This window comes from Streptomyces sp. Act143 (genome assembly GCF_003143935.1).
In the GTDB taxonomy this organism is placed as follows: Bacteria; Actinomycetota; Actinomycetes; order Streptomycetales; family Streptomycetaceae; genus Streptomyces.
Window position 1 is genome coordinate 827437 of sequence record NZ_QFRX01000001.1, and the last position, 25052, is coordinate 852488.

The following is a 25052-nucleotide window of genomic DNA, read 5'->3' on the forward strand; positions in this document are numbered from 1 at the left end:
GGTGCTGAGTCGAAGGCGTGATCATGCGGTCGAGGGTAGCAAGGGGCCTTGGCGGCGGGCATCTGCTTTGTCGGGGCGTCCTCCGGGGGCGGTCGTCGTGTGAGGTCGGCCCGGTCAGCGGCCGTCGCGGTGCGCGTGCGCCTCGGCCAGCAGGAGGTACGCGGCCGCGGTCCAGGTGTAGGCGCGGTCGCGCAGGCCCGTGCCGGTGAGGGCGTCGAAGTTCTCGGCGAAGCCGTGCGCCTCGCACAGGGCACGGAAGCGGGCGCTGATGTCGTCGGCGAGCCGGTGGTGGCCGGCCCGGCGCAGGCCGTCCTCCACGAGGACGGTGGCGGGGGCCCAGATGGGGCCGCGCCAGTAGCCGTCGGCGAGGTAGTGCGGGGAGGTGGTGAGTTCGGTGGCCAGCCCGTACGGCGTGAGGTGGGCCTTGATGCGGTCGGCCAGCGCGCTGCCGATCTCGGCGGGCAGATGCTCGCCGAGCACGATGGGCATCAGGTCGAGCAGGCTGGAGGTGCTCCAGGTCTCCCCCGTGGCGACGCCGCGGGCGACGAACCGGTCGCCGGTCCACAGCTGGCCGAGGAGCGCGGCCTGCGTCTCCTCCGCCGCCCGCGTCCACCGACGGACGTGCTCCTGCTCGCCGACCTCCGCGGCGAGGAAGGCGAGTTCACGCATCTGCAGGACCATGAAGGCGGCCAGGTCCGCGGTGACGACCACCCGCTCGGGGTCGAAGGTGGTGGCGTTGTCCCAGCCGCTGTCGTTGCCGTGCTGGTAGTGGGGCAGTTCGGCGCCGGGGGCACGCCGGGCGGTCAGCCAGAAGTCGGTCCAGCGCGCCAACCGCTGGTAGGTCTCGGCCAGTTCGGCCCGGCTCGGCGGCGTCGGCAACCGGCGGCGCAGATGGCCGAAGGCCCAGCCGTGGATGGGTGGTTTGACGAAGTTGTGGAGCACCTCGGAGTGGGTGACCGAGTCGGGCAGGGCGCCACTGCCGTCCTGATGGTCGAAGGGCAGGTGGAACTGGTCGAGCGCGAGGCCGGGGCAACCGGGGGCGAGGGCAAGGGCGTTGAAGCAGTGGTCCCAGCTCCAGACCTTGTCCATCCAGTGCTTGGACATCAGCACACCGGGCCGGGTGACGAGCCCCGCCGGCCGTACGGTCGCCGACCAGACGACGTAGGCGGCGAGTTCGGCGGCCGGAGTGTCGGGCGAGCGCCAGGGGGCCACGGCGTCGACGAAGTCGGCGAAGGCACCCTGCGCGCGCTTGACGACCTCGTCGAAGGCCGTCGAGGCCGTGTAGGGCGGGCTGGCGGTGTCGAGTTCCTCGATCGCGAGCTCCCAGCCGTCGCCCGCCGTCGCCCCGACGGTGAGTCCGCGGTCGGTGCTGCCCAGGCTCTGCTCGCCGGCGGTGTCGGTGGTCGTGCCGGACAGCACGGTGACGCGGTAGCGGCGGCCGGTCTCGTACGACGTGAACACGTGCGCGTCGGCCGCCGGGTCCCGGAAGAAGTACGTGCCGCTGAACGGGGTCAGGGCCTGTTCCGCCGCGAACACCCCGATGTGCAGGCCGCTGCCCCGCAGCCGCACGGTGTCCGGCGACTCGTAGGCCAGGTCGATGCGGCCGCCTTCCGCGGTCCAGGTGAGCCGTCCCGGGGTGGCCCGGCGCTCGGTCCGGGCGCGCTCGCCCCCGGTCAGGGGGACCAGGCGCAGGACGGCGTGCATGCCGTTCTGGTGCGAGACGAGGTGGAGGTCCTCGGCGTACGTCTTCTCCGCCACCACCGGGGAGATGTCGAACCACGACCCGTAGGTGCTGAAGGGGATGTCGGAGAGGGAGAAGGCCGGGCCGGTACGGGCGACGGTCATGAAGGGGCAACTCGTTTCTTGGGCGAGGGCAGGCCGACGGGTCGGCCGGGACAGGCGGGGCGGGCGGCGCGGGACAGGCCGGGGCTTCAGTCCTTCACGGCACCGGCGGTCACACCGGCGGCGACATGGCGCTGGGCGAGGACGAGGATGACCGCGGCGGGAAGCGAGGCCACGACGGCGGTCGCCATGATCGCGTTCCACTCCTGGTTGTTGTTGCCGATGTAGTGGTAGATGCCGAGCGTGATCGGCTCGTGGGCGCCGCCGTTGACGAGGGTGCCGGCCAGCACGAAGTCGGACCAGGACCACAGGAACGCGAACAGCGACACCGTGACGACGGCGTTGCGGCTCATCGGCAGCACGACGGACCAGAAGGTGCGCAGCGGTCCGGCGCCGTCGGTCCGCGCGGCCTGGAGGAGTTCGCCGGGGATGCCGGACATGAACGCGGTGAAGATGAGCACCGCGAAGGGGACGGCCAGGGTGGAGTCGGCGACGATGAGACCGGGGACGGACTGGAGCATGTCCAGCTGGAGGTAGATGGCGTAGAAGCCCATCGCCATGATGATGCCGGGGATCATCTGGGCGGCCAGCAGGAGGAAGCTCAGGACGCCGCCGCCGCGCGGGCGCAGCTTGGCCAGGGCGTAGCCGGCGGGCGCGGCCAGGGCCACGGTCAGGGCCACGGTGCCCAGTCCGACGACGAGGCTGGTGCCCAGGTAGGGCAACTGCTCGTCGAGGACCGTGCGATAGCCGGCCAGGGTGCCGTGCACCGGGAACAGGTCGGGTGGGCTCTTGCGCATGTCCTGGTCGCGGGTGAAGGACACGTTGACCATCCAGTAGACCGGGAAGAGCATGATCCCGGTCAGGAGGACGCCGATCGCGGTCTTTCCCCAGCCGCGCTTGCCGTTCGGGTTCATGACAGCGCCTGCTTTCTCTGCACCCGTACATAGACCAGGCCGAAGGCCAGGGCGGCGACCACGAGCAGGTTGCCGACGGCCGCGCCCGGGCCGAAGGCGGGCACCAGGTTGCCGAAGCCGAGCTGGTAGGACCAGGTGGCGAAGGTGGTGGACGAGTCGGCGGGACCGCCCTTGGTCATGATCCAGATGATGTCGAAGACCTTGAGGGTGTAGACGAGGCCGAGCAGCAGGGTGATCGCGGACACCGGGCGGAGCAGCGGGAAGGTGATCCGCCAGAACCGCTGCCAGGCGTTCGCGCCGTCGATGGCGGCGGCCTCGTACAGCGAGGCCGGGACGGACTGGAGGCCGCTGTAGAGCACGACCAGGTTGAAGGGGACGCCGATCCAGATGTTCGCGATGATCACCGAGGTCAGTGACCGGTCCGGTGCGGTCAGCCAGTTGACCTGATCGATGCCGACGGCGCTCAGCAGGGCGTTGACGACGCCCGATTCGCTGTTGAGCATCCACGACCAGGTGGAGGCCGACACGATCAGCGGCAGCAGCCAGGGCACCAGGAACAGGGCGCGCAGGGTGGCCGAGAGCCGGAAGTGCTGGTTGAAGAAGACGGCGAGGGCCAGGCCCAGGGCGTACTGGAAGGCCAGGCACACGGCGGTGAAGACCACGGTGTGCACAAGGGCGGGGGCGAAGGTCGGATCGTCCAGGACGGTGCGGTAGTTGGCGAGGCCGGTGAAGGGTGCGTCGCCCTGGACGAAGGAGCGGACGGTGTAGTCGCGCAGGCTCAGGTCGAGGTTGCGGTAGAGCGGATAGGCGTAGAAGAGGACGAGGTAGAGGGTGACCGGGGTGAGGAAGGCCCAGGCTGCCCACTGCTGGGAGGTGGGGCGGCGGCGCGGTGCGCGGGGGGCCGGGTCGCTCGACGCGGCTCGGCCGTCCGGCTTGTGGGCGGTGACAGCCATCAAGGAGCCCTGGTGTGCGGTCACTTGACGGCCGACTGGGCTGCGGCCAGGGCGTCCTTCGGGGACTTCGAGCCGCTGAGGGCGGACTGGACGGCCTTCCACATCTGTTCGGAGATCTTCGGGTACTTGGTGCCGAGGTCGTCGCTCGTCCGTCCCCTGGCCGCCTTGACCGCGTCCACCCACGGCTTCAACTCGGCGTTCGCGCTGACCTGTTTGGCCTGGACCTCGCTGGTGGGTGCCACGTAGGACAGCGTGGTGTCGGTGTCGTAGAGGTTGTCGGTGTTGGTCAGGCAGGCGACCAGCTTCTGCGAGGTGGCGTAGCGGCCGGTGTCGCCCTGGACGGGGAGGGTGACGAACTCGCCGCCGGTCGGGGCCGCCGCGGTGCCGCCCCGCGCGCCGGGTATCGGCAGGACGCCGTACGCGAAACCGGCCTTCTTCGCGTTGGCGAGCTGCCAGGTCCCGTTCTCGGCGAAGGCGTAGTCACCGCTCGCGAACTCCTGCCAGCTGGTGGTCTGGGTGTTGTTGATGACGGAGTTGGGCGCGTACCCCTTCTTCACCCAGTCGGTCCACAGCTGGAGGGCGGCGGTGCCCTCGGCGGAGTCCAGTGCGGTGAGCTCGGCGCCCGCTCCCCAGAACCACGGCAGGAACTGGAAGCTGCCCTCCTCGGTGCCGATCGCGGAGAAGGTGATGCCCTTCTTGCCGGCCTGGTCGACCTTGGCCAGGGCCGCGGTCAGGGAGGTCCAGTCCTTGACCGAGGCGATGTCGACGCCGGCCTCCTTCAGGACCTCCTTGTTGTAGTAGAGGGCGAGGGTGTTGGCGCCGATCGGGGTGCCGTAGGTCTTGCCGCCGGTCCGGCCCGCCGCCAGCAGGTTGGGGTCGGTCTCGGAGGTGTCCAGCTTGTTGTCGTCGGTCGTGGTGAGCACGCCCGCCTCGGCCAGCGTCGAGACCACCGGGTTGTCGACGACGAGGAGGTCGGCGGAGTTGTCCTGCTGGGCCGCCAGCAGCGCCTTGTTCGGCAGGTCGCTGGTGTCGAAGGCGGTCCGCTTGATCTTCACGCCGGCCTCGGTGCCGCAGGAGTCCAGCAGCTTCGCCCAGGCCGAGCTCTTGTCGAACTGCGGGTAGGGGTCCCAGATCGTGTACGTCCCGCTGTCCGCCGTGTTCGAGCCGGCGCCGTCCGAGCCGGAGCCGCAGGCGGTGGCGGTGACGGCGACGGCCAGGGCGGTGAGGGCGGCGGCGGTCAGGCGGCGGTGCCTGGGGGTGCTGTTCATCGCGGGTTCCTTCGGGTTCTTGGCATGCGGGCGCCGGGGCACGGGCTTTTCGAGCATGGCGGTGCCGAAGCAGCGGCACGCGTTCGGGCATGGCGGTGCCGAGGCAGCGGCACGGGCCTTCGGGCACGGCGTGCCGGAGGCAGTGGGCTGCCGGGCGGAACGGGCACGGCGAGCGGCGCCGTGCCGCGAGGGCGCTGGGAAGGGTTTCCGAGAGGGCCGGGGTCAGGCGGTGGCGGCTCCCGCGGGGCCGGTGCTGGCCCGCAGCGAGATCGGCGGCGTGAGCAGATGGTGGCGGGGTGGCGAGGCGGGCTGGTCCAGCCGCTCCACCAGCAGCTCGACGGCGAGTCGGCCCAGCTCGGCCGCCGGTACGTCCGCCGCGGTGAGCTGCGGTGTCACCGTCTCCGCCCAGCGGCCCGCCACGACCCCGGTGACGGAGAAGTCCCGCGGCACATGGCGGCCCGCCTGGGCGAGGCCCCGGTAGAGGCCGCCCAGGGCGGCCTCGTTCAGGGTGACCAGGGCGGTGGTGTCCGGGTCGTCGTGCAGGATGCGTTCCACGCAGCTCTGGCCCGAGGCCGCGTCGTCCCCGCAGCAGTACGTCCGGACCGTCAGCCCCCGCTCGGCCGCGGCCTTGGTGAAGCCGTCCAGGCCGCGGTGCGCGGACTCGTACCCGGCCCGCATCAGCTGCTCGGGCCGGTTGACGAAGGCGACCCGGCGGTGGCCGAGGTCCGCCAGGTGGTGGACGCAGGCCGCCGCGAGGGCGGTGTGGTCCAGGGCCACCCACCAGCCGCCCTCGGGGCGGGCGGTGCGTCCGATGGTGACGGAGGGGAAGTCCAGCTCGGCCAGGTGATCGACCCGGTCGTCGGTCAGCCTGATCTCCATCAGGATCGCGCCGTCGACCCGCCGCTCCCCCAGCAGCCGCTGGAAGGAACGGTCGCTGTCGACGCCGCTGGGCGACAGCAGCACGTCGTAGTCGTACGCCGCGGCGGCCTCCACCACGCTGCCGATGAAGTCCAGCTGCATGCCCGTGTAGTGGTTCCCGGCCGGCGGGAAGACCAGGCCGAGCGTGCTGGTCCGCCCGTTGGCCAGGGCGCGGGCGCTGGCGCTGGGCCGGTAGCCCAGTTCGTCGACGACCTGCTGGATCTTCCGGCGGGTCTCCTCCGAGACGGGACGCTTGCCGCTCAGTGCATAGGACACGGTGCTCCGCGACACACCGGCCCGGCGGGCGATCTCACCGATGTTCACGGCGACTCCTTGTCGGGAGAGAGGCGAACTCCGACTGTCGAACCGGTTCGCGTGAAGTGACGGTAGGAAGCACCCGTGGCGCTGTCAACACCCCGGACAGCATCAGGACTTCCTGCTGTCGAGGGGATTGCCCGCCCGATACCCCGGTGCTAGCTTGCCGAACCGGTTCGACAGGAAGATCCGCAGCGACCGCCGGTCCCAGAACCGTGCGCCGTCGAACGGGTTCGCATTGCCGTTACTCAAGGATCGAGGACGCAATCCATGTCATCCCCCGACAGACCGGCGCGGCGCCGCGCCCCTGCCGCCGTGGCCCTGACCCTCGGCGCGGGCCTGCTGGCCGCACCCGTCGCGCCCGCGCAGGCGGCCGACGTGCCCGGGCCCACCGCCCGCTACACCTTCGACCAGGACGACCTCGCCTCCGGCCGGATCACCGACAGCTCCGGCAACGGCCTGACCGCGACCCTGGTGAACGGCTCCACCGCCCGCTCGGTCGACGGCACCGGCGGCGGCCGGGCCCTCTCCCTGCCGGGCGGGGCCCCGACCTCCGACGGCGCCTACGTCCGCCTGCCCCGCGAGGTGGTCGGCGACGCCAGCGACCTGACGGTCTCCGCCCGGGTGAAGTGGAGCGGCGAGAAGTCGTCCTGGCAGCGCATCTTCGACCTCGGCACCGACACCACCAGGTACCTGTTCAGCACTCCGTACAACGGCGGCGGGCTGTTCCAGACCTCGGTGACCACCGGCGGAGGCGGCGCGGAGGCCCAGGTCCGCGGCTATGCGATGCTGCCGGCCGACGAGTGGCGGACGGTCACCGTCACCCTCGACACCACCGCCGGCCGGCTGACCACCTACCTCGACGGCGTGGCGGTCTCCTCCGCGGCGACCGGCATCAAGGCCAGGGAACTGCTGGGGGATTCGGCCACGGCGGCCGGTTACATCGGCAAGTCCTTCTGGCCCGACCCGCTCCTCAAGGGCGCCATCGACGACTTCACGGTGTGGCACTCGGCGTTGAACGCGGAACAGGTGGCGGGCCTGGTCGACGCCGTCCCGACCGTCGGCGAGCTGTCGCGGACCTCCTTCGACGTCCGCACGACGACCGGAACCGCCCCGTCGCTCCCCGCCGCCGTCCGCTCCGCCTTCTCCGACGGCTACGACCGCGACACCCCGATCGTCTGGGACGCCGTACCGCCCGAGAAGTACGCGCGGCCCGGCACCTTCACCGTCCCGGGGGTGGCGGCCGGACGGGCCGTCGAGGCCACCGTCACCGTGGTCCGCGAGGGAGCCCTCACCGTGGATCTCGGCTCGGACACCGGCGCGTTCCACGGCGGCGCGTCCGGCACCCTCTACGGCGTGTACGGACCGGACGTCCCGACGAACAACCTGTTGGAGGGCATGGGCCTGCGCACGGTCTCCACCAAGGCGCAGGACGGGCCGCAGCACCCCGGTGCCGACGCGCTGGAGGTGGTGAAGCCGCTGGCCGACTCCACCGACGGCGATGTGTACATCTACATGACGGACATCCACCGCGGATTCCCGTACGAGTGGCCGGGCGACACCCCGGCGGAGAAGCTCAAGCTCTACGAGGACAAGCTCGCCCGGCAGGTCGACCAGGTGCTGCAACTGCCGAGGGAGTACCAGGACAACATCGTCTTCGTGCCGTTCAACGAGCCCGAGGGCAACATGTTCGGCACCGGGCAGTGGAGTTACGACAAGGTCAGCTGGCTCACCGACCCCACCGCCTACTTCGCCGCCTGGGACTCCGCGTACCGGCTCATCAAGGGCAGGATGCCGGACGCCCGCATAGCCGGCCCCAACACCAGCGTCCTGTACGACCAGGTGAAGGGCTTCCTGACGCACGCGCTGGCCGCCGGCACCCTCCCGGACGTCATCACCTGGCACGAGCTCAGCCACCCGGAGGCGGTCCGGGAGAGCGTCGCCGAGTACCGCACGTGGGAGAAGGATCTGTTCGAGGGCACAGCCCGGGAAGGCACCCGGCTCCCCGTCAACATCAACGAGTACGCGTTCAACTACCACACCTCGGTCCCGGGCCAGATGATCCAGTGGGTGTCCGCGATCGAGGAGTCCAAGGTGGACGCCGACATCGCGTACTGGAACATCGACGGCAACCTGTCCGACTCCGCCGTGCAGTCCAACCGCGGCAACGGCCAGTGGTGGCTGCTGAACGCGTACGCCTCGATGACCGGGCACACCGTGACGGTGGCCCCGCCGTTCCCCGGCCAGAACTACACCATGCAGGGTGTCGGCACCCTCGACACCGGGAAGAAGCAGGCCCGGCTGCTCTTCGGCGGGTCCACCGGCAAGGGCCACATCACCTTCGACAACGTCCCGAAGAAACTCTTCGGCGGCCAAGTGCACGCCTGGGTGAGGGAGATCGAGTGGAGCGGCCAGGTCGGCGACAACTCCGGCCCGAAGCTGCTCACGGAGACCGACCTGAAGGTCGGTGACGACGGCACGGTGGTCATGGACTTCGGCGACGGTGGTCTGCCGACGCTGAAGGAGTCCTCGGCGTACGAGATCGTCCTCAGCCCGGCCGGGAAGGCGCAGGGCACGCAGGCGCCGCCGGTGCGCTGGCAGGGTTCCTACGAGGCGGAGGACGCCGCGCACTCCGGGTCCGGCTGGTCGAAGAACGGCCCCGAGGGGTCGCCGCGCGACGTGTCGAAGTTCTACACCTCCGGCGGCCACGACGTCGGCGGCCTGCGCACCGGCTCGGACGTCGCCCTCGACTTCACCGTGGACGTGCCCGCGGACGGCACCTACGACCTGAGCGTCTTCGCCAACTCCCTCAACACCTACGACAAGGTGCAGGAGCAGGGCCCCACCAACGTCTTCCTGCGTGTCGACGGCAAGGCGGAGGGCGAGCAGGAGCTGCATCTGCCGCTCGGCTACAAGTGGGTGGTGTGGGACCACACCGACACCCAGGTGCGTCTCACCAAGGGCAGGCACACCCTGACGCTCGCCGCGAAGAGTCACGACGGCAAGCGCACGACCAAGGGGGACGCCATCGTCGACCGCCTCACCCTGGCACTCCCGGACGGCTCCGCCGGCACCCGCGTGTACGAGGGTGAGCTGGCCTGGCTGGGCGGTGGCGCCCGTGCCGTGTACGACCTGCCGCGGCGCGCGGCCACGGGGTCGGGTGCGGCCCGGCTCGCGCAGGGCCAGACGGCCACGTTCTGGGTCTACTCCCCCGCCGACCGCGAGGCCACGATCGACGTGGCCACCCTCGGCGGCACCGGTGCCCGGCTCGCCGTCAACGGTCACGGCGTCCTGCGCCTGGCCAAGGGCCGGAGCAGCGTGGCGGTCTCCCTCTCGGGCGGCGTCAACAAGGTGACCCTGACCGGCGGTTCGACCCCGGTACTGGTGGACCGCCTGTCGGTCACGCCCACCGAGGGCACCCTGCCGAGCCGTACGTACCGGGCCCGGGACGCGGTCCTCGCGGGCTCGGCCGAGCTGACCCCGCTGTCCCTGGCGACGGACGGGACGGCCGTCACGGGCGTCGGCGGTGCACCGGGCAACGCCAACACCGCGACGTTCACCGTCTCCGCTGACCGGGCCGGTCTGCACGCGCTCCGCATCCGCTACTCCAACCCCGAGCAGTCCGAGGCCACCCACTACAACCCGGACCCGCTCGCCCGTCACGCCGACATCAGCGTCAACGGCGGCGAGCCGCAGCGGGTCGGCTTCCCGCACAGCTTCCACCGGAACAACTTCTGGGAACTGACCGTCCCGGTCCGGCTGGAGAAGGGAGCGAACACTGTCACCTTCCGCTCCGAGGAACTGCCGGACTTCGACGGCACGACCTACGCCTCGGACACCTTCCCCGGTGTCCTGCTCCGGTCCCGGTACGCGCCGCTGATCGACCGCATCACGGTCACGCCGTACGCGAGGGAGGTCCGGTGAGGTGAGCGGCGCGGGCGCGCCCCGAGTGGTGCGCTACACCGCTGCCGTCGCGTAGAAGTGCGCCCGCACGCGCAGCAACCACGCCTCCACGGCCGCCTCGTCGGGCTGTTCGGGCAGTGCCGTGCGGGTCTCGGCGAAGGCCGCCTCGTAGTGGGCGAGGAGCGGGCGCGCGGCGGTCGGGTCGGCGGCCACGCGGTCGCCGAACTCGACGTACTCCTCCGGGTCGTCGAGGCGGATCGTGAGGGCACCGGTGGTGTACAGCTCCAGGCCCTGGTGGCACAGCCGCTTGAGATGGCGGGCGTGCTTCGCGGTGCGGGCGCCCGCCTCGCGGCCCTCCAGGCGGCGGAACTGCTGGGTGGCGTACCCGAGATAGGCGTCCCGGACCCGCTTGGCGCTCAGGAACGAGGTGCGCAGGCCGATGAGTTCGTCGCCGAGCGGCGTGCGCACCTCGTACAACTCCGCGGGCAGCCAGGCGAGTTCCATGGCGGTGGGGTTGCCGCTCAGGGCGAGTCGGCACCACTTGGCGGCCTCGTGCAGGGTGCTGTCCGGGTCGGTGCTCACGTGCGACTCCTTCGGCCGGTGCAGGCCGTGCAGGGCCTCGGTGGGCGCGGCGAACATGCCGAGGCGGTCCACGTCGGAGCACGCGTGGGCGAGGCCGTAGGCGGTGGAACCGACGATGCCGGACAGCAGTACGTTCGGGACGGTCATGGTCGGTCACCTCTCCTCGGGGTGGGGTCGTGTGGGTTCATTGTGGTGACCTGCGAGGATGCGGTCATCACATTTTCTGTGCGGGTGAACCGAGGGAGACGGCGCGGTGCTGGCAGGGGCGGGGAAGGCTTGGCGGCGGATGGCTCACGCGGCCTTGCTGGCGGGCGTGTTGGCGGGCTGTTCCGGTGCCGGTGCCGGGGAGGACGGCGCGGGGCAGGACAGCGACTCGCCGTCGAGCCCCTCGGCGAGCGCGGCGAAGAGCTCCCCGACGAGTACCGCGACGAGTACCGCCGCCCGCGCCGAGGGCGGCGGCACGATCGGGGCGGCCGGCTCCGCCTGTCTGCTGCCGGTCCGTTTCGACCTCGCCGCCGAGTGGAAGGCGGACGCCATCGACGGCTCGGCCGCGGACGCCGAGGCGAAGGGCGGTGACACACCAGTGGCCGACGAGGACCTGGCTGCGCTGCTGCGTCAGGGGCCCGTCACTGTGGTGTGCGAGGTGGACGCCAAGCCCGCGGGGCACCTCGGCTTCCTCCGGGTCTTCACCGGCGGGCCGGGCGAGGGCGGCGACGCCCGGGCCGTACTGGAGGGCTTCGTCGCGGCCCAGGACGGGGCGACGAAGGCGAAGTACGGCACGTTCGAGGCGGGCGGCCTCCCCGGCGTCGAGGTCGACTACCTCTCCACCAACGAGCTCCTGGGCGAGACGAAGCAGGAGTGCGCCTTCGCCGTCGTCACGCCCGACGGGCCGGTCGTCGTCCACCTCGGCGGCGCGGACACGGAGGAGCACCAGGACATGCTCCCGGCGTACGAACTGGCGAAGAAGACGCTGCACACCGCCTGAGCGGACGGCTCCTTCAGCCCTGCTCGCCCGTGTAGAAGGCGATCGTCGCGGCGGTCGTGGACTCGACCGTCCCGGCGTCCGCGCCCGACGCGCTGTACGCCGCGCCCCAGGCGTTGCCGGAGAGGGTCGCGCACTTCTTGCCCTCGTCCGAGAGCTGCCAGGCCACCGCCTCCTCCTGGGTCATGGCGCCGCCCGCGAGGTGCAGGGCGAGGCCGAGGGACATGAGGTCCCAGCCGACTCCGGTGGCGCCCGGGCCGTACCGGCCCCAGAACTCGTCCGGTACGACGGCCACGTGCTCCAGCACGAACACGGTCCGCCCGTCGTCCTCGGGCGTCAGCCGGACCTCGACCTCGCTGAAGCCGGGGTCGGGTCCGAACAGCCAGCTCACCCGCAGCCGTTCGGGCTCCACGCACTCGAGGATCTCGCCGCCGGCCTGGCCCTCAAGCTGGTAGTGGCCGCCGACCTTGAAGTCCCCGCTGACCGGAAGGAACCAGCGGCTGATCCGCTCGGGGGACGTCACCGCGTCCCACACGTCGGCGATGTCGGCGTCGTAGGTGCGCCGCAGCAGCACGGTGCGGGCCTCACCCGCGTCGACCTTGCGGCTGCCGACCTCCCGGTGGAGCCGGTTGATCTCGTCGGCGAAGTCAGTCATCTGCGCTCGTTTCCTCTCTCGTTCTCCGCTCGCGCTCACCTCGCGCGAGCTCCGTGGCCAGCGCGTCGAGGCGCTGCTCCCAGAACCCCCGGAACCGGTCCAGCCAGGCGTCCACCTCCCGGAGGGGGTCGGCCTGGACGGCGTAGAGCCGTCGCGTTCCCTCGGCCCGTACGGACGCGAATCCGTTGTCCCGCAGCACCCGCAAGTGCTGTGAGACGGCCGGTTGGGAGATCCCGAACTCACTCCGGATCACCGCGCTGACCTCGCCCGACGTCTGCTCACCCGAGGCAAGCAGCTCCAATATCCGGCGTCTGACCGGATCTCCCAGTACGTCGAAGGCGTGCACGGTCCCGACTATGCCACGAGCCACTTATATAAGACAACACTTAAATAAGCCGCCCTTTTCGGTTGTTCCGCCGCGCCCTCGGGCAGGCGGGGCGGTCGGGCCGGGAGTCGGGGGCCGGTGATGACCGTGCGGATATGTGCGGGCCGCGGTTGGCCAGCCAATGGTCCGGAACAGCGGTGCGGTGCGCGCGCTGCGACGCCCTCCGGTCACGCCTTGGGATGGTGACGACGCAAAGGCTCAGTCGTCGGCCTCCCGGCGCAGGTACCAGACCGTCGCGGCAACTGCCGCCAGCCATACCGCCGTCACGGCGACCGGACCGCCGATCAGGTCGCCGTACTTGTAGGACGGCATCGCGAGGACGACGGCGAACCAGGCGACCAGTCCCCACCTGCCGAACGACCGCGGCAGGTCCCGCCCCGCCCGGAACACGACGACGCCGCCCGCCCCCATGCCGTAGAGCCCGGCCGCGAGCAGGGCGAGGGCGAGGGCGGTGTCGAACGCGGGGTCGTCCTGCGCCGCTCGGACCTCGAAGGCGGTCAGCACCGTGAAGGCGCCCAGCAGGACGGCGCCCGTTCCCCACACCCGTCGCCACCCGGCGCGCCGGCGGCGCCGGACCTCCTGGTGGGTCAGTCCCTGCGCACGGCGCCGCTCCGCGTCCCGCCGGGAACGCCGTGCGGCCCGCAGCCGGTCCCTGCGCCTACGGATCTCACGCCGTCGGCGCCGCCCGGCCGTCTCTCCCCAAGGTCCGGCCATCAGCCGACTCCCCCCGTCGTCCCCTAGGGAGGAGTTCCCGGCCCGGCCGCTGATTCAGGCCGGGACCCTCACGAACCGCTCCAGCGCCCGGGTGAGTTCCTCCGGTTTCTCGACCGGGAGCTCGTGACCGGCGTCGATGATGCGGACCTCGGCGTCCGGATACGCCTTCGCCATCCGCAGCATCTGCCGCACCGGCAGTTGGATGTCGTGGTAGCCGTGGATCATCAGGGTGGGGACACGGATCTCGCCGACCCGGTCCAGGACGTCGAAGGCGCGCATGGCGCCGTACAGCGTCATGACGACCTCGCGCGGGGTGGCCGCCGAGGCCTTGATGTACGCGCGGATCTCGTCGCGCGGATAGCCGGGAGCGAAGGCGCGCTTTATGTTGGCGGCGACGAACAGCTTGAAGGGCAGCAGCGTCGAGGCGCCCATCAGCAGCCCCCTGCCCCGGCTGTAGGTCATGCGGCCGATCGAGTCGACCAGCACCAGGCGCTCGACCCGCTCGGGGTGGGCCAGCACGATGGTCTGCGCGATCATGCCGCCCATCGAATGGCCGACGAGGACGCACCGCCCGACCTCCAGGTGGTCGAGCAGGGCGAGAACGTCGTCGGCAAGCTCCGCGACCGTGCGCACTCCGGCCCCGCCGCTCTCGCCGTGGCCCCGCAGGTCGAGCCGGATCACCCGGCGCTTCGGGGCGAAGTGCGCGAACTGGTGGTCCCAGCGGTGCCGGTCGGCCGTCCAGCCGTGGACGAACACCAGGGGCACGCCCTCGCCGTCGCGCGGGCCCTCGTCGTCGTACGTCAGCGCTGCGCCGTCGACTTCGAGCTGCGGCATGGCGGCCTCCCTGCGGTCCCGTTGGTTACTGACCGGTACGGTAGCCGTCCGCCGGGCCGTCGTCACCGTGCGGTGGGCCACTGCGTCCCGCTCGTGCAGACCGATGGGGCCACTGCTTCCCGTTCGTGCAAACCCGTGGGGCCACTGCCTCTCCCCCGAGTGCGCCCATGACGAGGCGCCCGGCCGGGAGAACCGTGCCGGGCGCCGCCATGAACCGGGATCAGCCGCCGTTCAGCCGCGCGCGCAGGAGCCCCTTGCCGAGCTCGGCTCCCTTGCGGCTGTCCGCCTGGGCCTTGCGGAAGAGGTCGGCGACCTCACTGTCCTTCTCGCGTTCGGCGTCCTGGATGTACGACTCCAGGCGCAGCGCGTTGCTGAGGCACGCCTCGACGTACCAGATGAGGTTGTAGTCCTTGTCCGGCGTACCGGTCACGCCGCCGGTCTCCGTGCTGCTGGTCATGAGGGCCTCCTCCAGCGGTTGTCGTTCCGGGGCTGGCCGGGTACCCGCTCCGCGCCGCTCAATCAGCTTCCGCGCAGGTCTGTCAGCCGACGTCCCACAGGAACCGGTGGGTGTGGATGCCGAAGTAGGGGAACGAGCGGACCTCACGGACGCCTTCGACGGCCCGTACGACGTCGTTGACGAAGTCCAGCAGGTCCCGCGGGCCCGGCGCGACCACCTCGACGAACAGGTCGAAGCCGCCGGAGGTCAGCACCGAGTAGACCACCTCGGGGCGCCCGGCGAGTTCGTCGGCGACGGCACGGGGGTCGCCGTCCACGCCGATGCCCAGCAGGGCCATGGCCTGCCCGCCCATGGCCATCGGGTCGGTGACCCCGACGACCTGAACGGCCTTGGAGTCCAGCAGGCGTTGGAGCCGCTGCCGGGCGGCGGACGCGGAGAGGCCGACCTTGGGACCGAGGTCGGCGTAGGCGATACGGCCGTCGGTCTGGAGTTCGCGCAGGATGGCGCGGTCGATGTCGTCCATGGGCTCAGCCCGCCAGCTCGGCGAGGGCGGCGGCGAAGACCTCGGTGTGGGTGTCCACGTCGCTGTCGGTGGTGTCGGGGCACATCAGCGCCATGTTGTGGAAGGGCGTCATGAGGATGCCCCGGTTGGCGAGGTGGAGGTGGAGGAAGTCCTCCAGCTCCTCGTCGGCGGCCGCCGCGGACTCGGTGCCGGTGCGGGGTGCGGGGGAGGCGAAGCGGTACTCGGTGCGGGCGCCGAGCCGGCTCACCGACCAGGGCAGCGCATGGGCGTCGATGCCCGCGCGGACACCCGCCTCGAAGCGCTCGGACAGCTTCGCCATGTGGGCGAACGCGTCGTCGGTCAGCACGTGTTCGAGAGTGGCGCGCATCGCGGCGACCGAGAGGGCGTTCCCGGCCAGGGTGCCGCCGACGCCGCCCATGTCGACGAGGTCGAGGTCGGCCCGGCCGAGGAGCCGGTCGGCGAGTTCGGCGGACAGGCCGTAGGCGCCGGCGGGGATGCCGCCGCCGATCGCCTTGCCGACGGTGAGCAGGTCGGGCTCCAGGTCCCAGGCCGCCGTGCAGCCGCCGGGTCCCGCGGAGAGGGTGTGCGTCTCGTCGTTGATCAGCAGAGTGCCGTGCCGCCGGGTCAGCTCGCGCACGCCCGTCAGGTATCCGGGCTCCGGCAGCACGATGCCGATGTTGGTGAGGGCGGGCTCCATGAGGACGGCGGCCACGTCGCCGTGGGCCAGCTCGCGCTCCAGCTGCTCCAGGTCGTTGAACTCGGCGACCCGGCTGGTGAGCGTGACGTCGCAGGGCGCACCCACGTTGCCGGGTCGGGCCGTGCCCGCGCCGTCCGGTCCGACGACGATGAGGGACTCGTCGACGCTGCCGTGGTAGCTGTAGCTGTTCACGAGGATCTTCGGGCGGCCGGTGACGGCCCGCGCCAGCCGGATCGCCCACCGGTTGGCGTCCGTCGCGGTCAGCGAGAAGCTCCAGCGGGCCAGTCCGAAGCGGCGGGTCAGTTCGGCGCCGACCCACTCGGCGTCCTCGGTGGGCAGCATCGCGGTCGCCCCGCCGAGCTCGGCGAACCGGCGCTGGACGGCCTCGGCCACGGGCGCCGGGGAGTGTCCGGCCATGGCGCCGGTGTCGCCGAGGCAGAAGTCGACGTACTCATGGCCGTCGATGTCGGTGACCCTGGCGCCCCGGGCGCTGTCCAGGTAGCGCGGGAAGGGGCCGGCGGTCTTGTTCATCCAGGTCATCGGGACCCGTCCGAAGAGATGGCCGGCGCGCGCGTAGGCCTCGCGGGAGCGCGGGCAGCGCCGCTCGGCCTCCGCCCTCTCGCGGGCCAGCAGGTGCTGAAGGCGGGTGCGGTCCATGGGTACCTCTGACGGTGAGTGCCGACTGATCGACGGCAGGGTACGGCTGAAAACGCACTGATCTCAAGCATTGAGAACTGATTCAATTGCCGTGACAATCGATTCGAGCGTCGGACGACCGGTCTCGGGTGTCAGACGACGGGTCTCGGGTGTCAGACCACCAGGCCCGGGCGCCAGATGGCCAGTCTCAGGTGCCGGTCGACCCGTCTCAGGTGCCGGTCGGCCCGTTGCAGATGTCGGCCGACCGGTCAGGAGTGCCCGCTGCCCGCGTGCCGGTCGCCGGCCGCGTCGGCTTCCGGCTGAAACGGGTGCAGGGGCGCGACCGGTCCCCCGTACCGGTCGCGCCCCTGCGGCTCGACGAACTTACGTGAATGACCGCGCGATTGTGAATCGCGTTCATGCCAGATGCGGCGCCCCGGGCACTCACCTGTGCACAGGTGAGTCCGAATAGCACGCTTTCTGACGGTGCACCACCCCCGGCACGACGCCTATCGGGTGAGCCGAGGCTGCTCGACGTCCCCCGTCGCCAGATGGGCGAGGACGACCTCGTACAGGTCGCTGCCGCCCGCCAGCAGCTGGCGCTGGAGCACCGGTTCCGCGCTGCGCACATGCTCGCGCACGGTCTGCGCGTGCACGCCGAGCGCCTGCGCGGTCCGCTCGGAGTTGCCGCCGGCGGCGATCCACGTGCGCACGGTGCGGCGCAGATCACGGGCGTCCGCGGCGAGGCGTCCGACGAGATCCTGGCCCCAGGTGCGCAGGGCGGGTCCGGACAGCACCTCCCCCAGCCCGGCGGGCGCCCCGAGTTCGGGCGTCGCGACGACGGGCGCCGGCTCCAGGCAGACCTGGGTGTTGAGCGCCAGATGGACGACGGCCCGGGCGGTGAGATCGGAGAAGGACACGCCCAGCAGCCCCTCGACCCGCTCCATCCGGGCCCGCACGGTGTTGCGGCTGACGCCGAGGACCTTGGCCGCGTTGACCGCGGTGAACTCCAGACCGAGCCGTGTGGTGGCGAGGAGCTCGGCCCGGGTGTGGTGGGCCAGCGTGTCGAGGGGGCGCAGCAGATGGGCCGTCCAGCTGCGCAGGAGCGCGGGGTCCATCAGGCGTTCGGGGTGGGTGCGTTCGGCGTAGACCGCCGCGTTGTCCGGGCGGAAGCGGGCGACCGCGAGGGCGCTGACGGCCTGCCCGTAGGCGACGGAGGTGCGGGCCAGGCCCTGCCGGGCGCTGCCGCCGAGGAAAGTGCCGGGACGCCGGCCGATCACCGCCCGCAGCTCCTGGGCCGCGGCGTCGCCGGGTACGACGACGATGACGTGCTGGTCCATCGCGGGGCAGCGCACGACGAGGGCGCGCTCGGCGGTGGCGTGCAGGCACTCCGCCAGCAGCTGCTCGCGTTCCCCGGCGGGGCTCTCGACGACATAGACGCAGGCCGAGTCGGTGTCGAGCAGCCCCGGCCACAGGCCCGCGGCGACGCGGCGGGCCGAGACGACGTCCTCCACCATCAGCAGTTGCAGGATCGCCAGCCGCAGGTCGGACGTGGCCTGTCGCAGCCGGTGCCCCGCGGCGGTCGACTCACGTGCTCTGAGCAGGAGTTCGACGACCTGCGCGGTGTGCGTCACCATGTCGGAGGCGCGCCGGTCGAACGGGGCGTCGCGGGAGACCGCCAGCACACCCGCCGCGGCCGTGCGCGGCTGCCCGACCCTGACCAGGCGCTGGTGCTGTCCCCCGGCCTCCCAGGCGGCGGAGGCGATCCGGCCCGTGACGAGGTCGGCGACGAGGGCCTCGTCGAGCGGCAGAGGGGTGCCGGCGAGGAGCGTCCCCGTGTCGTCCTGGAGGACGGCCGCGCCCTGCACCCGGTCCGCGAGCCAGGCCACCACCCGCCGTACATCCCGCCCGGTCGGCCGCAGGTGCTCCAGCAGTTGCTGCGCCCACGGCACCTCGGCGTCCGTCCTCCGCGCGCCGTCCTCGCTGCCCGCCACGTCGCCCTTCTCCTCGTCCCTCGCCTCTGCCTCGCCCTGCCGGTCCCGGGACGGTACCTCACCCCCGGGCGGGGGTCTCCCCGTCACACACGGCCGTACGAAGTGCCGAACACCGGCCCGCGAACCGAACGGTCCGTAGGTCCTCTCACCACCCTCCCGCACGGCCGACGCGTCCGGAACGGCATAAGCTCGGCGAATGGCGAAGTACTTCGACGTGCACCCCGACAACCCCCAGCCGCGCACCATCTCCCAGGTCGCGAACAGCATCCGGGACGGGGCACTCATCGCGTATCCGACGGACTCCTGTTACGCGCTCGGCTGCCGCCTCGGCAGCCGTGACGGCATCGAGCGCATCCGCACGATCCGCCATCTGGACGACCGGCACCACTTCACCCTCGTGTGCCAGGACTTCGCTCAGCTGGGCCAGTTCGTACGGGTGGACAACGACGTGTTCCGTGTCATCAAGGCCTCGACACCGGGCAGTTACACGTTCATCCTGCCGGCGACCCGGGAGGTGCCGCGCATGCTGCAGCACCCGAAGAAGAAGACGGTCGGCGTCCGCATCCCCGACCACGTCGTCACCCAGGCCCTGCTCGCCGAGCTGGGCGAGCCGCTGCTCTCCAGCACTCTGCTCCTGCCCGACGAGGACGAACCGATGACCCAGGGCTGGGAGATCAAGGACCGCCTCGACCATGTACTGGACGCGGTGCTCGACTCCGGCGAGTGCGGCACCGAGCCGACGACCGTCATCGACTTCTCCGACGGCGAGGCGGAGATCGTGCGGCGGGGAGCGGGCGACACGACGCGGTTCGAGTGAGCAGAGCGTGCGCCGAGGGGCTTTCGCATCCTGACCACGGAGTACTGGGGCAGGGGGCCTCGCGGTCCACTTACATGCAGCATGAAACGATATCCGCCGGCCCGCCCCACCCCAGGGCCGGCGAGCCGCTCGCCACCGCATGCACAGAGAGGCACCCCCCATGACCTCCGTACAGGGAACAGCCGTGGACATCCGTACCGCGGACGGCGTCGCCGACGCCTATCTCGCCCGCCCCGACGACGGGCTCCCCCACCCCGGCGTCCTGCTCTACCAGGACGCCTTCGGCCTGCGCCCGCACCTGAGGTCGATGGCCGACCGGCTCGCCGCGGAGGGGTACACGGTCCTGGTGCCCAACGTCTTCTACCGGCACGGCCGTTCGCCGGTGTTCGAGCTGCCGGAGTTCATCGACACCGACGCGCGGCCCGACCTGTGGCACGCGATCGGCCCCGTCATGCAGTCCCTCACCCCCGAGCTCGCGATGCGCGACGCCGGCGCCTACCTGGCCTGGCTGGCCGAGAGCCCGTTCACGGCCGACGGTCCGGTGGCGCTGACCGGCTACTGCATGGGCGCCCGGCTCGCCCTGCTCACCGCCGGCACCTACCCGGACCGGGTGGCCGCCGCGGCCGGCTTCCACGGCGGCAGGCTCGCCACCGACGCCCCGGAAAGCCCGCACCTGGTGGCCGAACGGGTCACCGCCGAGCTGTACTTCGGGCACGCCGACGAGGACCCCTCGATGCCGCCGGAGCAGATCAAGCTCCTGGACGACACCCTCACCGCGGCGGGCGTACGGCACCGCAGCGAGGTCTACCCCGGCGCGCACCACGGCTACACGCAGGCCGACACCGCGGCGTACCACCACGAGGGCGCCGAGCGGCACTGGGCGGCGCTGCTGGACCTGCTGAAGCGGACGTTCTGAAGCAACCTCGGGGCGGCGCACCGGGCCCCCGTGACCGCCGCCCCGCCCCTCCCCGCTCCCTCCCCCTTCGGGCGCATTCCGTCGATCTCATTGACATGCCCGCGTCGCAGCGCAACTCTGAGAGCGCTCTCACAAACAGGTACGGACCAATCTCCGTCCCTCCCCTATCCCCCCACGGAGGTGGAGAGTGCTCGGACGACTCAGGCATCGGCTCCTGGCGGCGGCAGGATCGGCAGCCCTGCTCGGCGCGCTGCTCACACTCGGCGCGCCGACGACCGCGAGCGGCGCGGTACCCGCCACGATCCCGCTCAAGCTGACCAACAACTCGGGCCGCGGCGACCCGGTCTACGTCTACAACCTCGGCACGAACCTGGCGACCGGCCAGCAGGGCTGGGCGGACGCGGACGGCACCTTCCACGCCTGGCCCACGGGCGGCAACCCGCCCACGCCGGCACCGGACGCGTCGATATCGGGCCCGGCGGCGGGCCAGTCGAAGACGATCCGCATCCCCAAGTTCTCGGGCCGCATCTACTTCTCGTACGGCCAGAAGCTGGTGTTCCGCCTGACCACCGGCGGTCTGGTGCAGCCGGCGGTGCAGAACCCGAGCGACCCGAACCGCGACATCCTCTTCAACTGGTCGGAGTACACGCTCAACGACTCGGGCCTGTGGCTCAACAGCACCCAGGTCGACATGTTCTCCGCCCCCTACGCGGTCGGCGTCCAGCGTTCCGACGGCACCACGATCAGCACCGGCCGCCTCAAGTCCGGTGGCTACAAGGCCGTCTTCGACGCCCTGCGCGGCCAGTCGGGCGGCTGGGCCGGCCTGGTCCAGACCCGCGCCGACGGCACGGCACTGCGCGCCCTCTCCCCCGCCTACGGCCTGGAGACCGGGGCCCTGCCGGCCTCCGTCCTGGACGACTACATCAACCGGGTCTGGCAGAAGTACGCCACGACGACCCTCACGGTGAGCCCGTTCGCCGACCAGCCGAACACGAAGTACTACGGCCGGGTCTCCGGCGGCGTCATGAACTTCACCGACTCCTCCGGCGCGGTCGTCACCAGCTTCCAGAAGCCGGACGCCAGCAGTGTCTTCGGCTGCCACAAGCTCCTCGACGCCCCGAACGACGCCGTCCGCGGCCCGATCTCCCGCACGCTGTGCGCCGGCTTCAACCGCTCGACCCTGCTCACCAACCCCGCCCAGCCGGACACGTCGTCGGCGTCCTTCTACCAGGACCCGGTGACCAACCACTACGCCCGCGTCATCCACGGCCAGATGGCGGACGGCAAGGCGTACGCGTTCGCCTTCGACGACGTCGGACAACACGAGTCCCTGGTGCACGACGGCAATCCGCTCCAGGCGTATCTGACGCTGGACCCGTTGAGCTGAGCCGTCCGGAACGACCAGCGCGGTGCGGGATGCCGGGACCCCGATGACGACCACCCACCGCACGATCACCAACCCGCCCGCCCCGCACGACCCGACACCGTCCGGCTCCCGCCACGCGGTGTCGGCGTCCGGTGAACTCGCCCACATCGGCGGCCAGTACGTACGCCTCCAACGCCACCGACGCCCCGGCACCGGGCGGCTTCGCGGCGCAGTCGGAGCGGCGTTCGCCCGGGCGCCCGCCCGGACGCCGAGGCAGGTTCTCGGCGGCACAGAGGAGGGGTGGACGTAGAGGAGGGATGGACGCAGCCGACGGGAACGTTCTGGCGCGGGGCCGCGTGGCGACCAGGCTGCCGGCGCAGGACCTGGACCGGGCGCGGCGGTTCTACTCCGAGGTGCTCGGCCCGGAGCCCGTCGACGAGCGGCCCGGTGGCCTGCTGCACCGTTGCGGCGGAACGGAGTTCGCCCTGTTCAGCTCGGCGGGCGCCGCCTCCGGCACGTCCACCCGGATGGACTGGGAGGTCGCGCCGCCTGGTTCCGGGACAGCGAGGGCAATCTGCTGGGCATCGGGGAGCCGGTGGCGTGCGAGCGACGGCGGGCCGACCGGCCAGGCAGCGCCGCAAGAAGTCACGCGCCCCACAGGCACGATCATGGCCCGATCTCGCCCCCATGTGACCGAAGTGAACACACAGCAGTCCAGAGTTCCTCTGTTACTCCCGGTAAATGCTTGCTTTATACGGCCCTTACGGCGTAGACCTTGCCCCCAGACCTCGCGTGACTCTGGGGGGAGTTGGCGTATGGAAGGCACCGTCGACGGATTCCGCTACGGCGCGGTGACCCCGGTCGCGGCCTATGTGATGGCGTGTCTGGGAGGGGCCCTGGGGCTGCGCTGTATCGTGCGGTCGCTGCTGAACACCCAGTCGTGGAAGCCCGGTTGGCTGGCGCTCGGTGCCGCGTCGATCGGGTGCGGCATCTGGACCATGCACTTCATCGCGATGATCGGGTTCCAGGTCGAGGAGACCCGCATCCGCTACGACACGGGCCTCACGCTTCTCAGCCTGGCCGTGGCGATCGTCGTGGTCGGCATCGGAGTCTTCATCGTCGGCTACCGCGGCGCCGGCACCGCCAGCCTGTCCTTCGCGGGCATCGTCACCGGGCTCGGCGTGGCGGCGATGCACTACCTGGGCATGTACGCCATGCGCCTCAACGGCGCCATCAACTATGACGCGTTGACCGTCGGCCTCTCCATCGTCATCGCGATCGTCGCCGCCACCGCGGCCCTCTGGGCGGCCGTCACCATCCGGGGCTTCCTGACCAGCCTCGGCGCCAGCCTGGTGATGGGCGTCGCCGTCTCGGGCATGCACTACACGGCGATGGCCGCCGTCTCCGTCCATGTGCACGGCACCACCGGCGGCGCCTGGGCCGGCGCCTCGGCGTCCTCGCTGCTGCTGCCCATGCTGGTGGGGCCCGTCATCTTCCTCGTGCTGGCCGGCGTGGTCGTGATGTTCGACCCCCTGCTGGTGCTGGGCGACGGCGACTGGAACCGCCCCACCGCGCATCGCAGGCCGGCCGTGCGACCCGCCGAAGGGACGACCCCCGCACCGACGCACAGTTCGCTCTTCGAGACCCCCACCGGCCCCACGAGCGCACGCCCGCACCCGTACGACACCCCGCGACGCACCGTCGAACGGTGACCCGGCCCCCAACAACCGCCCTTCCCAGGTCCGTTCACCGGCAGCATGCCTCCCCGCCGACCGGCCTCTCCTAGATCATTGTTACGGTGCACCGGTGTCTGACTCTTCACGTGATACCGCCGAGGGCGCCGGCTGGGGTGCCGCCGAACGCGGCGAGTACGAACGCCGGATGCCGTCCGAGGTCGAGAAGATCTCCTGGCTCGACCCCCGGATGCTGTGGGCGGCCCGCAACGGCGTGCTGGCCTCCTGGTTCGGCGACCCGACGGGCCGGACCAGAAGCCGCTGGGTCGCCCAGCGGGCCGCGGCCGGCGCACCGGCGGACAAGGTGATCCGGCGCGACGACCCGGACCGCTTCTCCTTCATGGTCATCGGCGACACCGGCGAGGGCGACGCACCGCAATACGCTGTCGTGCCGGGCTTTCTGAGGATCAGTCAGGACACCAGCTTCACGGTGCTCGCCAGCGACGTGATCTACCCCGTCGGCAGCGCCGACGACTACGGCACCAAGTTCTTCCGCCCGTACCAGGACTACCGGGCGCCCATCTACGCGATACCCGGCAACCACGACTGGTACGAGGACCTCGGCGGGTTCATGCGCGTCTTCTGCGACGACGCCCCACCGCTCACCCCCGAACCCGCCCCGCGCCCGCTCAGCCGTGCCTGGCTGCGCTCCCTGCTCTGGCACCGCCCGCGTCGCGGCGACGGCCGACACCTCGACGAGGCACGGCAGTTGAGGTCCGCACCGGCCCAACAGGCCGTCCAGCCGGGCCCGTACTGGGCGATCGACGCCGGACCGGTGCGGATCATAGGCATCGACACCGGACTGCTCGGCACCCTCGACGCCGAGCAGGGCGCCTGGCTGCGCGAGGTGTCCCGGGGGCCGCGCCCGAAGATACTGGTCACCGGCTCGCCCCTGTACGTGGACGGCGAGCACCACCCCTGCCCCATCGACGGCGGCGGCACGGTCGACGACATCGTCCGCGACCCGGCGCACCACTACGTCGCGGCGATAGGCGGCGACATCCACAACTACCAGCGCTACCCGGTCGACGTGGACGGCCGCACCATCCAGTACGTGGTCTCGGGCGGCGGCGGTGCCTTCATGCACGCCACCCACACCATCCCGCGCGTCGACATCGCGAACGTCACCGAGGACACCTTCCGCTGCTATCCCCTGCGCGGCGACTCGCTGGCCTTCTACAGCAGGCTCTACGGCCGTCGGCTGCGGCTGCGCCGCTTCTTCACCCTCACCGACGCGGAGGCGGCGGCCGTCGTCGCCGAACGGCTGCGGATCCGGCCGGGCCGCGCCCCCGGCCCGGCGGCCCGCATCACCTGGCGCACCCGTCTGGTCGCCGGGTTGCTGGGCACCGGGCGGCGCCCCGACCGGCCGAAGCGGTTCCGGCTTCCCGTGCGGAAGATCTACACCCAGTTGTTCTCACCGAGTTCGGCGACGTACAGCCCGCCGTTCTTCAAGTGCTTCCTGCGCCTGGACGTCACCCCGGAGTCCATGAGGCTGCGCTGCCACGCGGCGACCGGCAACCTCGCCCAGGAGCTCGATCCGCCGGTGGAGGACGAGGTCACCATCGCCCTGACCTGAGGGCAGCACGCCGGGACACGGCCGGGTCGGCCCCGCCGCACGCCATCGACCCATGACCCGTGGCGGGGCCGT

General features: G+C 71.5%; 22 protein-coding genes and 1 pseudogene. 9 read left to right on the forward strand and 14 right to left on the reverse strand.

Features of this window, described 5'->3' with window-relative positions; all coding sequences use genetic code 11:
* Positions 1-114: 114 nt before the first annotated feature.
* From DI272_RS03630 to DI272_RS03650, 5 genes are all read right to left on the reverse strand, one after another.
* The gene (locus DI272_RS03630; protein ID WP_109493679.1) at positions 115-1845 is read right to left on the reverse strand and encodes an amylo-alpha-1,6-glucosidase; all 1731 of its coding nucleotides are present in this window, start codon (positions 1843-1845) and stop codon (positions 115-117) included.
* Positions 1846-1931: 86 nt separating this feature from the next.
* The gene (locus tag DI272_RS03635; RefSeq protein ID WP_109493680.1) at positions 1932-2756 is read right to left on the reverse strand and encodes a carbohydrate ABC transporter permease; all 825 of its coding nucleotides are present in this window, start codon (positions 2754-2756) and stop codon (positions 1932-1934) included.
* Positions 2753-3709, reverse strand: coding sequence for a carbohydrate ABC transporter permease (locus tag DI272_RS03640; protein ID WP_109500664.1), 957 nt, complete (start codon positions 3707-3709; stop codon positions 2753-2755). The genes DI272_RS03635 and DI272_RS03640 overlap by 4 nt, the downstream gene beginning before the upstream one ends.
* A 20-nt stretch (positions 3710-3729) precedes the next feature.
* Positions 3730-4977: an extracellular solute-binding protein gene (locus tag DI272_RS03645; protein ID WP_109493681.1), complete on the reverse strand. Its 1248-nt coding sequence runs from the start codon at positions 4975-4977 to the stop codon at positions 3730-3732.
* Between the two features lie 222 nt (positions 4978-5199).
* Positions 5200-6219 carry a LacI family DNA-binding transcriptional regulator gene (locus tag DI272_RS03650; protein WP_109493682.1) on the reverse strand — a complete coding sequence of 340 codons (1020 nt, stop codon included), beginning with the start codon at positions 6217-6219 and terminating at the stop codon, positions 5200-5202.
* A gap of 261 nt (positions 6220-6480) precedes the next feature.
* On the opposite strand from DI272_RS03650, the gene DI272_RS03655 reads away from it, so the two are divergent.
* Entirely contained in the window at positions 6481-10134 is a 3654-nt protein-coding gene (locus DI272_RS03655; RefSeq protein ID WP_109493683.1) for a LamG-like jellyroll fold domain-containing protein, read from the forward strand.
* Between the two features lie 33 nt (positions 10135-10167).
* On the opposite strand, the gene DI272_RS03660 is transcribed toward DI272_RS03655, so the two are convergent.
* Positions 10168-10842, reverse strand: coding sequence for a DNA polymerase beta superfamily protein (locus DI272_RS03660; protein WP_109493684.1), 675 nt, complete (start codon positions 10840-10842; stop codon positions 10168-10170).
* A gap of 139 nt (positions 10843-10981) precedes the next feature.
* Here DI272_RS03660 and DI272_RS03665 point away from each other — a divergent pair, with 139 nt between their 5' ends.
* A complete protein-coding gene (locus tag DI272_RS03665) occupies positions 10982-11680 on the forward strand; it encodes a lipoprotein (RefSeq protein ID WP_109493685.1) in 699 nt (232 codons plus the stop codon).
* Positions 11681-11693: 13 nt separating this feature from the next.
* On the opposite strand, the gene DI272_RS03670 is transcribed toward DI272_RS03665, so the two are convergent.
* From DI272_RS03670 to DI272_RS03705, 8 genes are all read right to left on the reverse strand, one after another.
* Positions 11694-12332 carry an SRPBCC family protein gene (locus tag DI272_RS03670; protein ID WP_109493686.1) on the reverse strand — a complete coding sequence of 213 codons (639 nt, stop codon included), beginning with the start codon at positions 12330-12332 and terminating at the stop codon, positions 11694-11696.
* The gene (locus DI272_RS03675) at positions 12325-12678 is read right to left on the reverse strand and encodes a helix-turn-helix transcriptional regulator (protein WP_109493687.1); all 354 of its coding nucleotides are present in this window, start codon (positions 12676-12678) and stop codon (positions 12325-12327) included. The genes DI272_RS03670 and DI272_RS03675 overlap by 8 nt, the downstream gene beginning before the upstream one ends.
* A 237-nt stretch (positions 12679-12915) precedes the next feature.
* Entirely contained in the window at positions 12916-13431 is a 516-nt protein-coding gene (locus tag DI272_RS03680) for a hypothetical protein (RefSeq protein WP_146238310.1), read from the reverse strand.
* A 54-nt stretch (positions 13432-13485) separates the two neighbouring features.
* The gene (locus DI272_RS03685; protein WP_109493689.1) at positions 13486-14265 is read right to left on the reverse strand and encodes an alpha/beta fold hydrolase; all 780 of its coding nucleotides are present in this window, start codon (positions 14263-14265) and stop codon (positions 13486-13488) included.
* Between the two features lie 220 nt (positions 14266-14485).
* Positions 14486-14722, reverse strand: a complete 237-nt coding sequence (locus tag DI272_RS03690; protein WP_109493690.1) for a hypothetical protein — start codon at positions 14720-14722, stop codon at positions 14486-14488.
* Between the two features lie 82 nt (positions 14723-14804).
* Entirely contained in the window at positions 14805-15245 is a 441-nt protein-coding gene (locus DI272_RS03695; protein WP_109493691.1) for an Lrp/AsnC family transcriptional regulator, read from the reverse strand.
* Positions 15246-15249: 4 nt separating this feature from the next.
* Positions 15250-16599, reverse strand: coding sequence for a transaminase (locus DI272_RS03700; protein WP_109493692.1), 1350 nt, complete (start codon positions 16597-16599; stop codon positions 15250-15252).
* Positions 16600-17087: 488 nt separating this feature from the next.
* Positions 17088-18572: a helix-turn-helix domain-containing protein gene (locus tag DI272_RS03705; protein ID WP_258314454.1), complete on the reverse strand. Its 1485-nt coding sequence runs from the start codon at positions 18570-18572 to the stop codon at positions 17088-17090.
* 196 nt (positions 18573-18768) lie between these two features.
* Here DI272_RS03705 and DI272_RS03710 point away from each other — a divergent pair, with 196 nt between their 5' ends.
* The 7 genes and pseudogenes from DI272_RS03710 (at position 18769) to DI272_RS03740 (ending at position 24980) form a co-directional block, all read left to right on the forward strand.
* Positions 18769-19389, forward strand: a complete 621-nt coding sequence (locus DI272_RS03710) for an L-threonylcarbamoyladenylate synthase (protein ID WP_181387076.1) — start codon at positions 18769-18771, stop codon at positions 19387-19389.
* Between the two features lie 160 nt (positions 19390-19549).
* Complete coding sequence (locus DI272_RS03715; RefSeq protein WP_109493693.1) at positions 19550-20305, forward strand: dienelactone hydrolase family protein; 756 nt, start codon at positions 19550-19552, stop codon at positions 20303-20305.
* A 187-nt stretch (positions 20306-20492) separates the two neighbouring features.
* Positions 20493-21692: a glycoside hydrolase family 64 protein gene (locus DI272_RS03720; RefSeq protein WP_109493694.1), complete on the forward strand. Its 1200-nt coding sequence runs from the start codon at positions 20493-20495 to the stop codon at positions 21690-21692.
* A 43-nt stretch (positions 21693-21735) separates the two neighbouring features.
* Positions 21736-21981 (forward strand): hypothetical protein, encoded by a 246-nt coding sequence (locus DI272_RS03725; RefSeq protein WP_181387077.1) that lies wholly within the window; start codon positions 21736-21738, stop codon positions 21979-21981.
* 7 nt (positions 21982-21988) lie between these two features.
* Positions 21989-22269, forward strand: a pseudogene (locus DI272_RS45095) (VOC family protein); the annotation flags it as partial.
* A 217-nt stretch (positions 22270-22486) separates the two neighbouring features.
* Positions 22487-23383 carry an MHYT domain-containing protein gene (locus tag DI272_RS03735; protein ID WP_109493695.1) on the forward strand — a complete coding sequence of 299 codons (897 nt, stop codon included), beginning with the start codon at positions 22487-22489 and terminating at the stop codon, positions 23381-23383.
* 94 nt (positions 23384-23477) lie between these two features.
* Entirely contained in the window at positions 23478-24980 is a 1503-nt protein-coding gene (locus tag DI272_RS03740) for a metallophosphoesterase (RefSeq protein ID WP_109493696.1), read from the forward strand.
* The last annotated feature ends 72 nt before the right edge of the window (positions 24981-25052 follow it).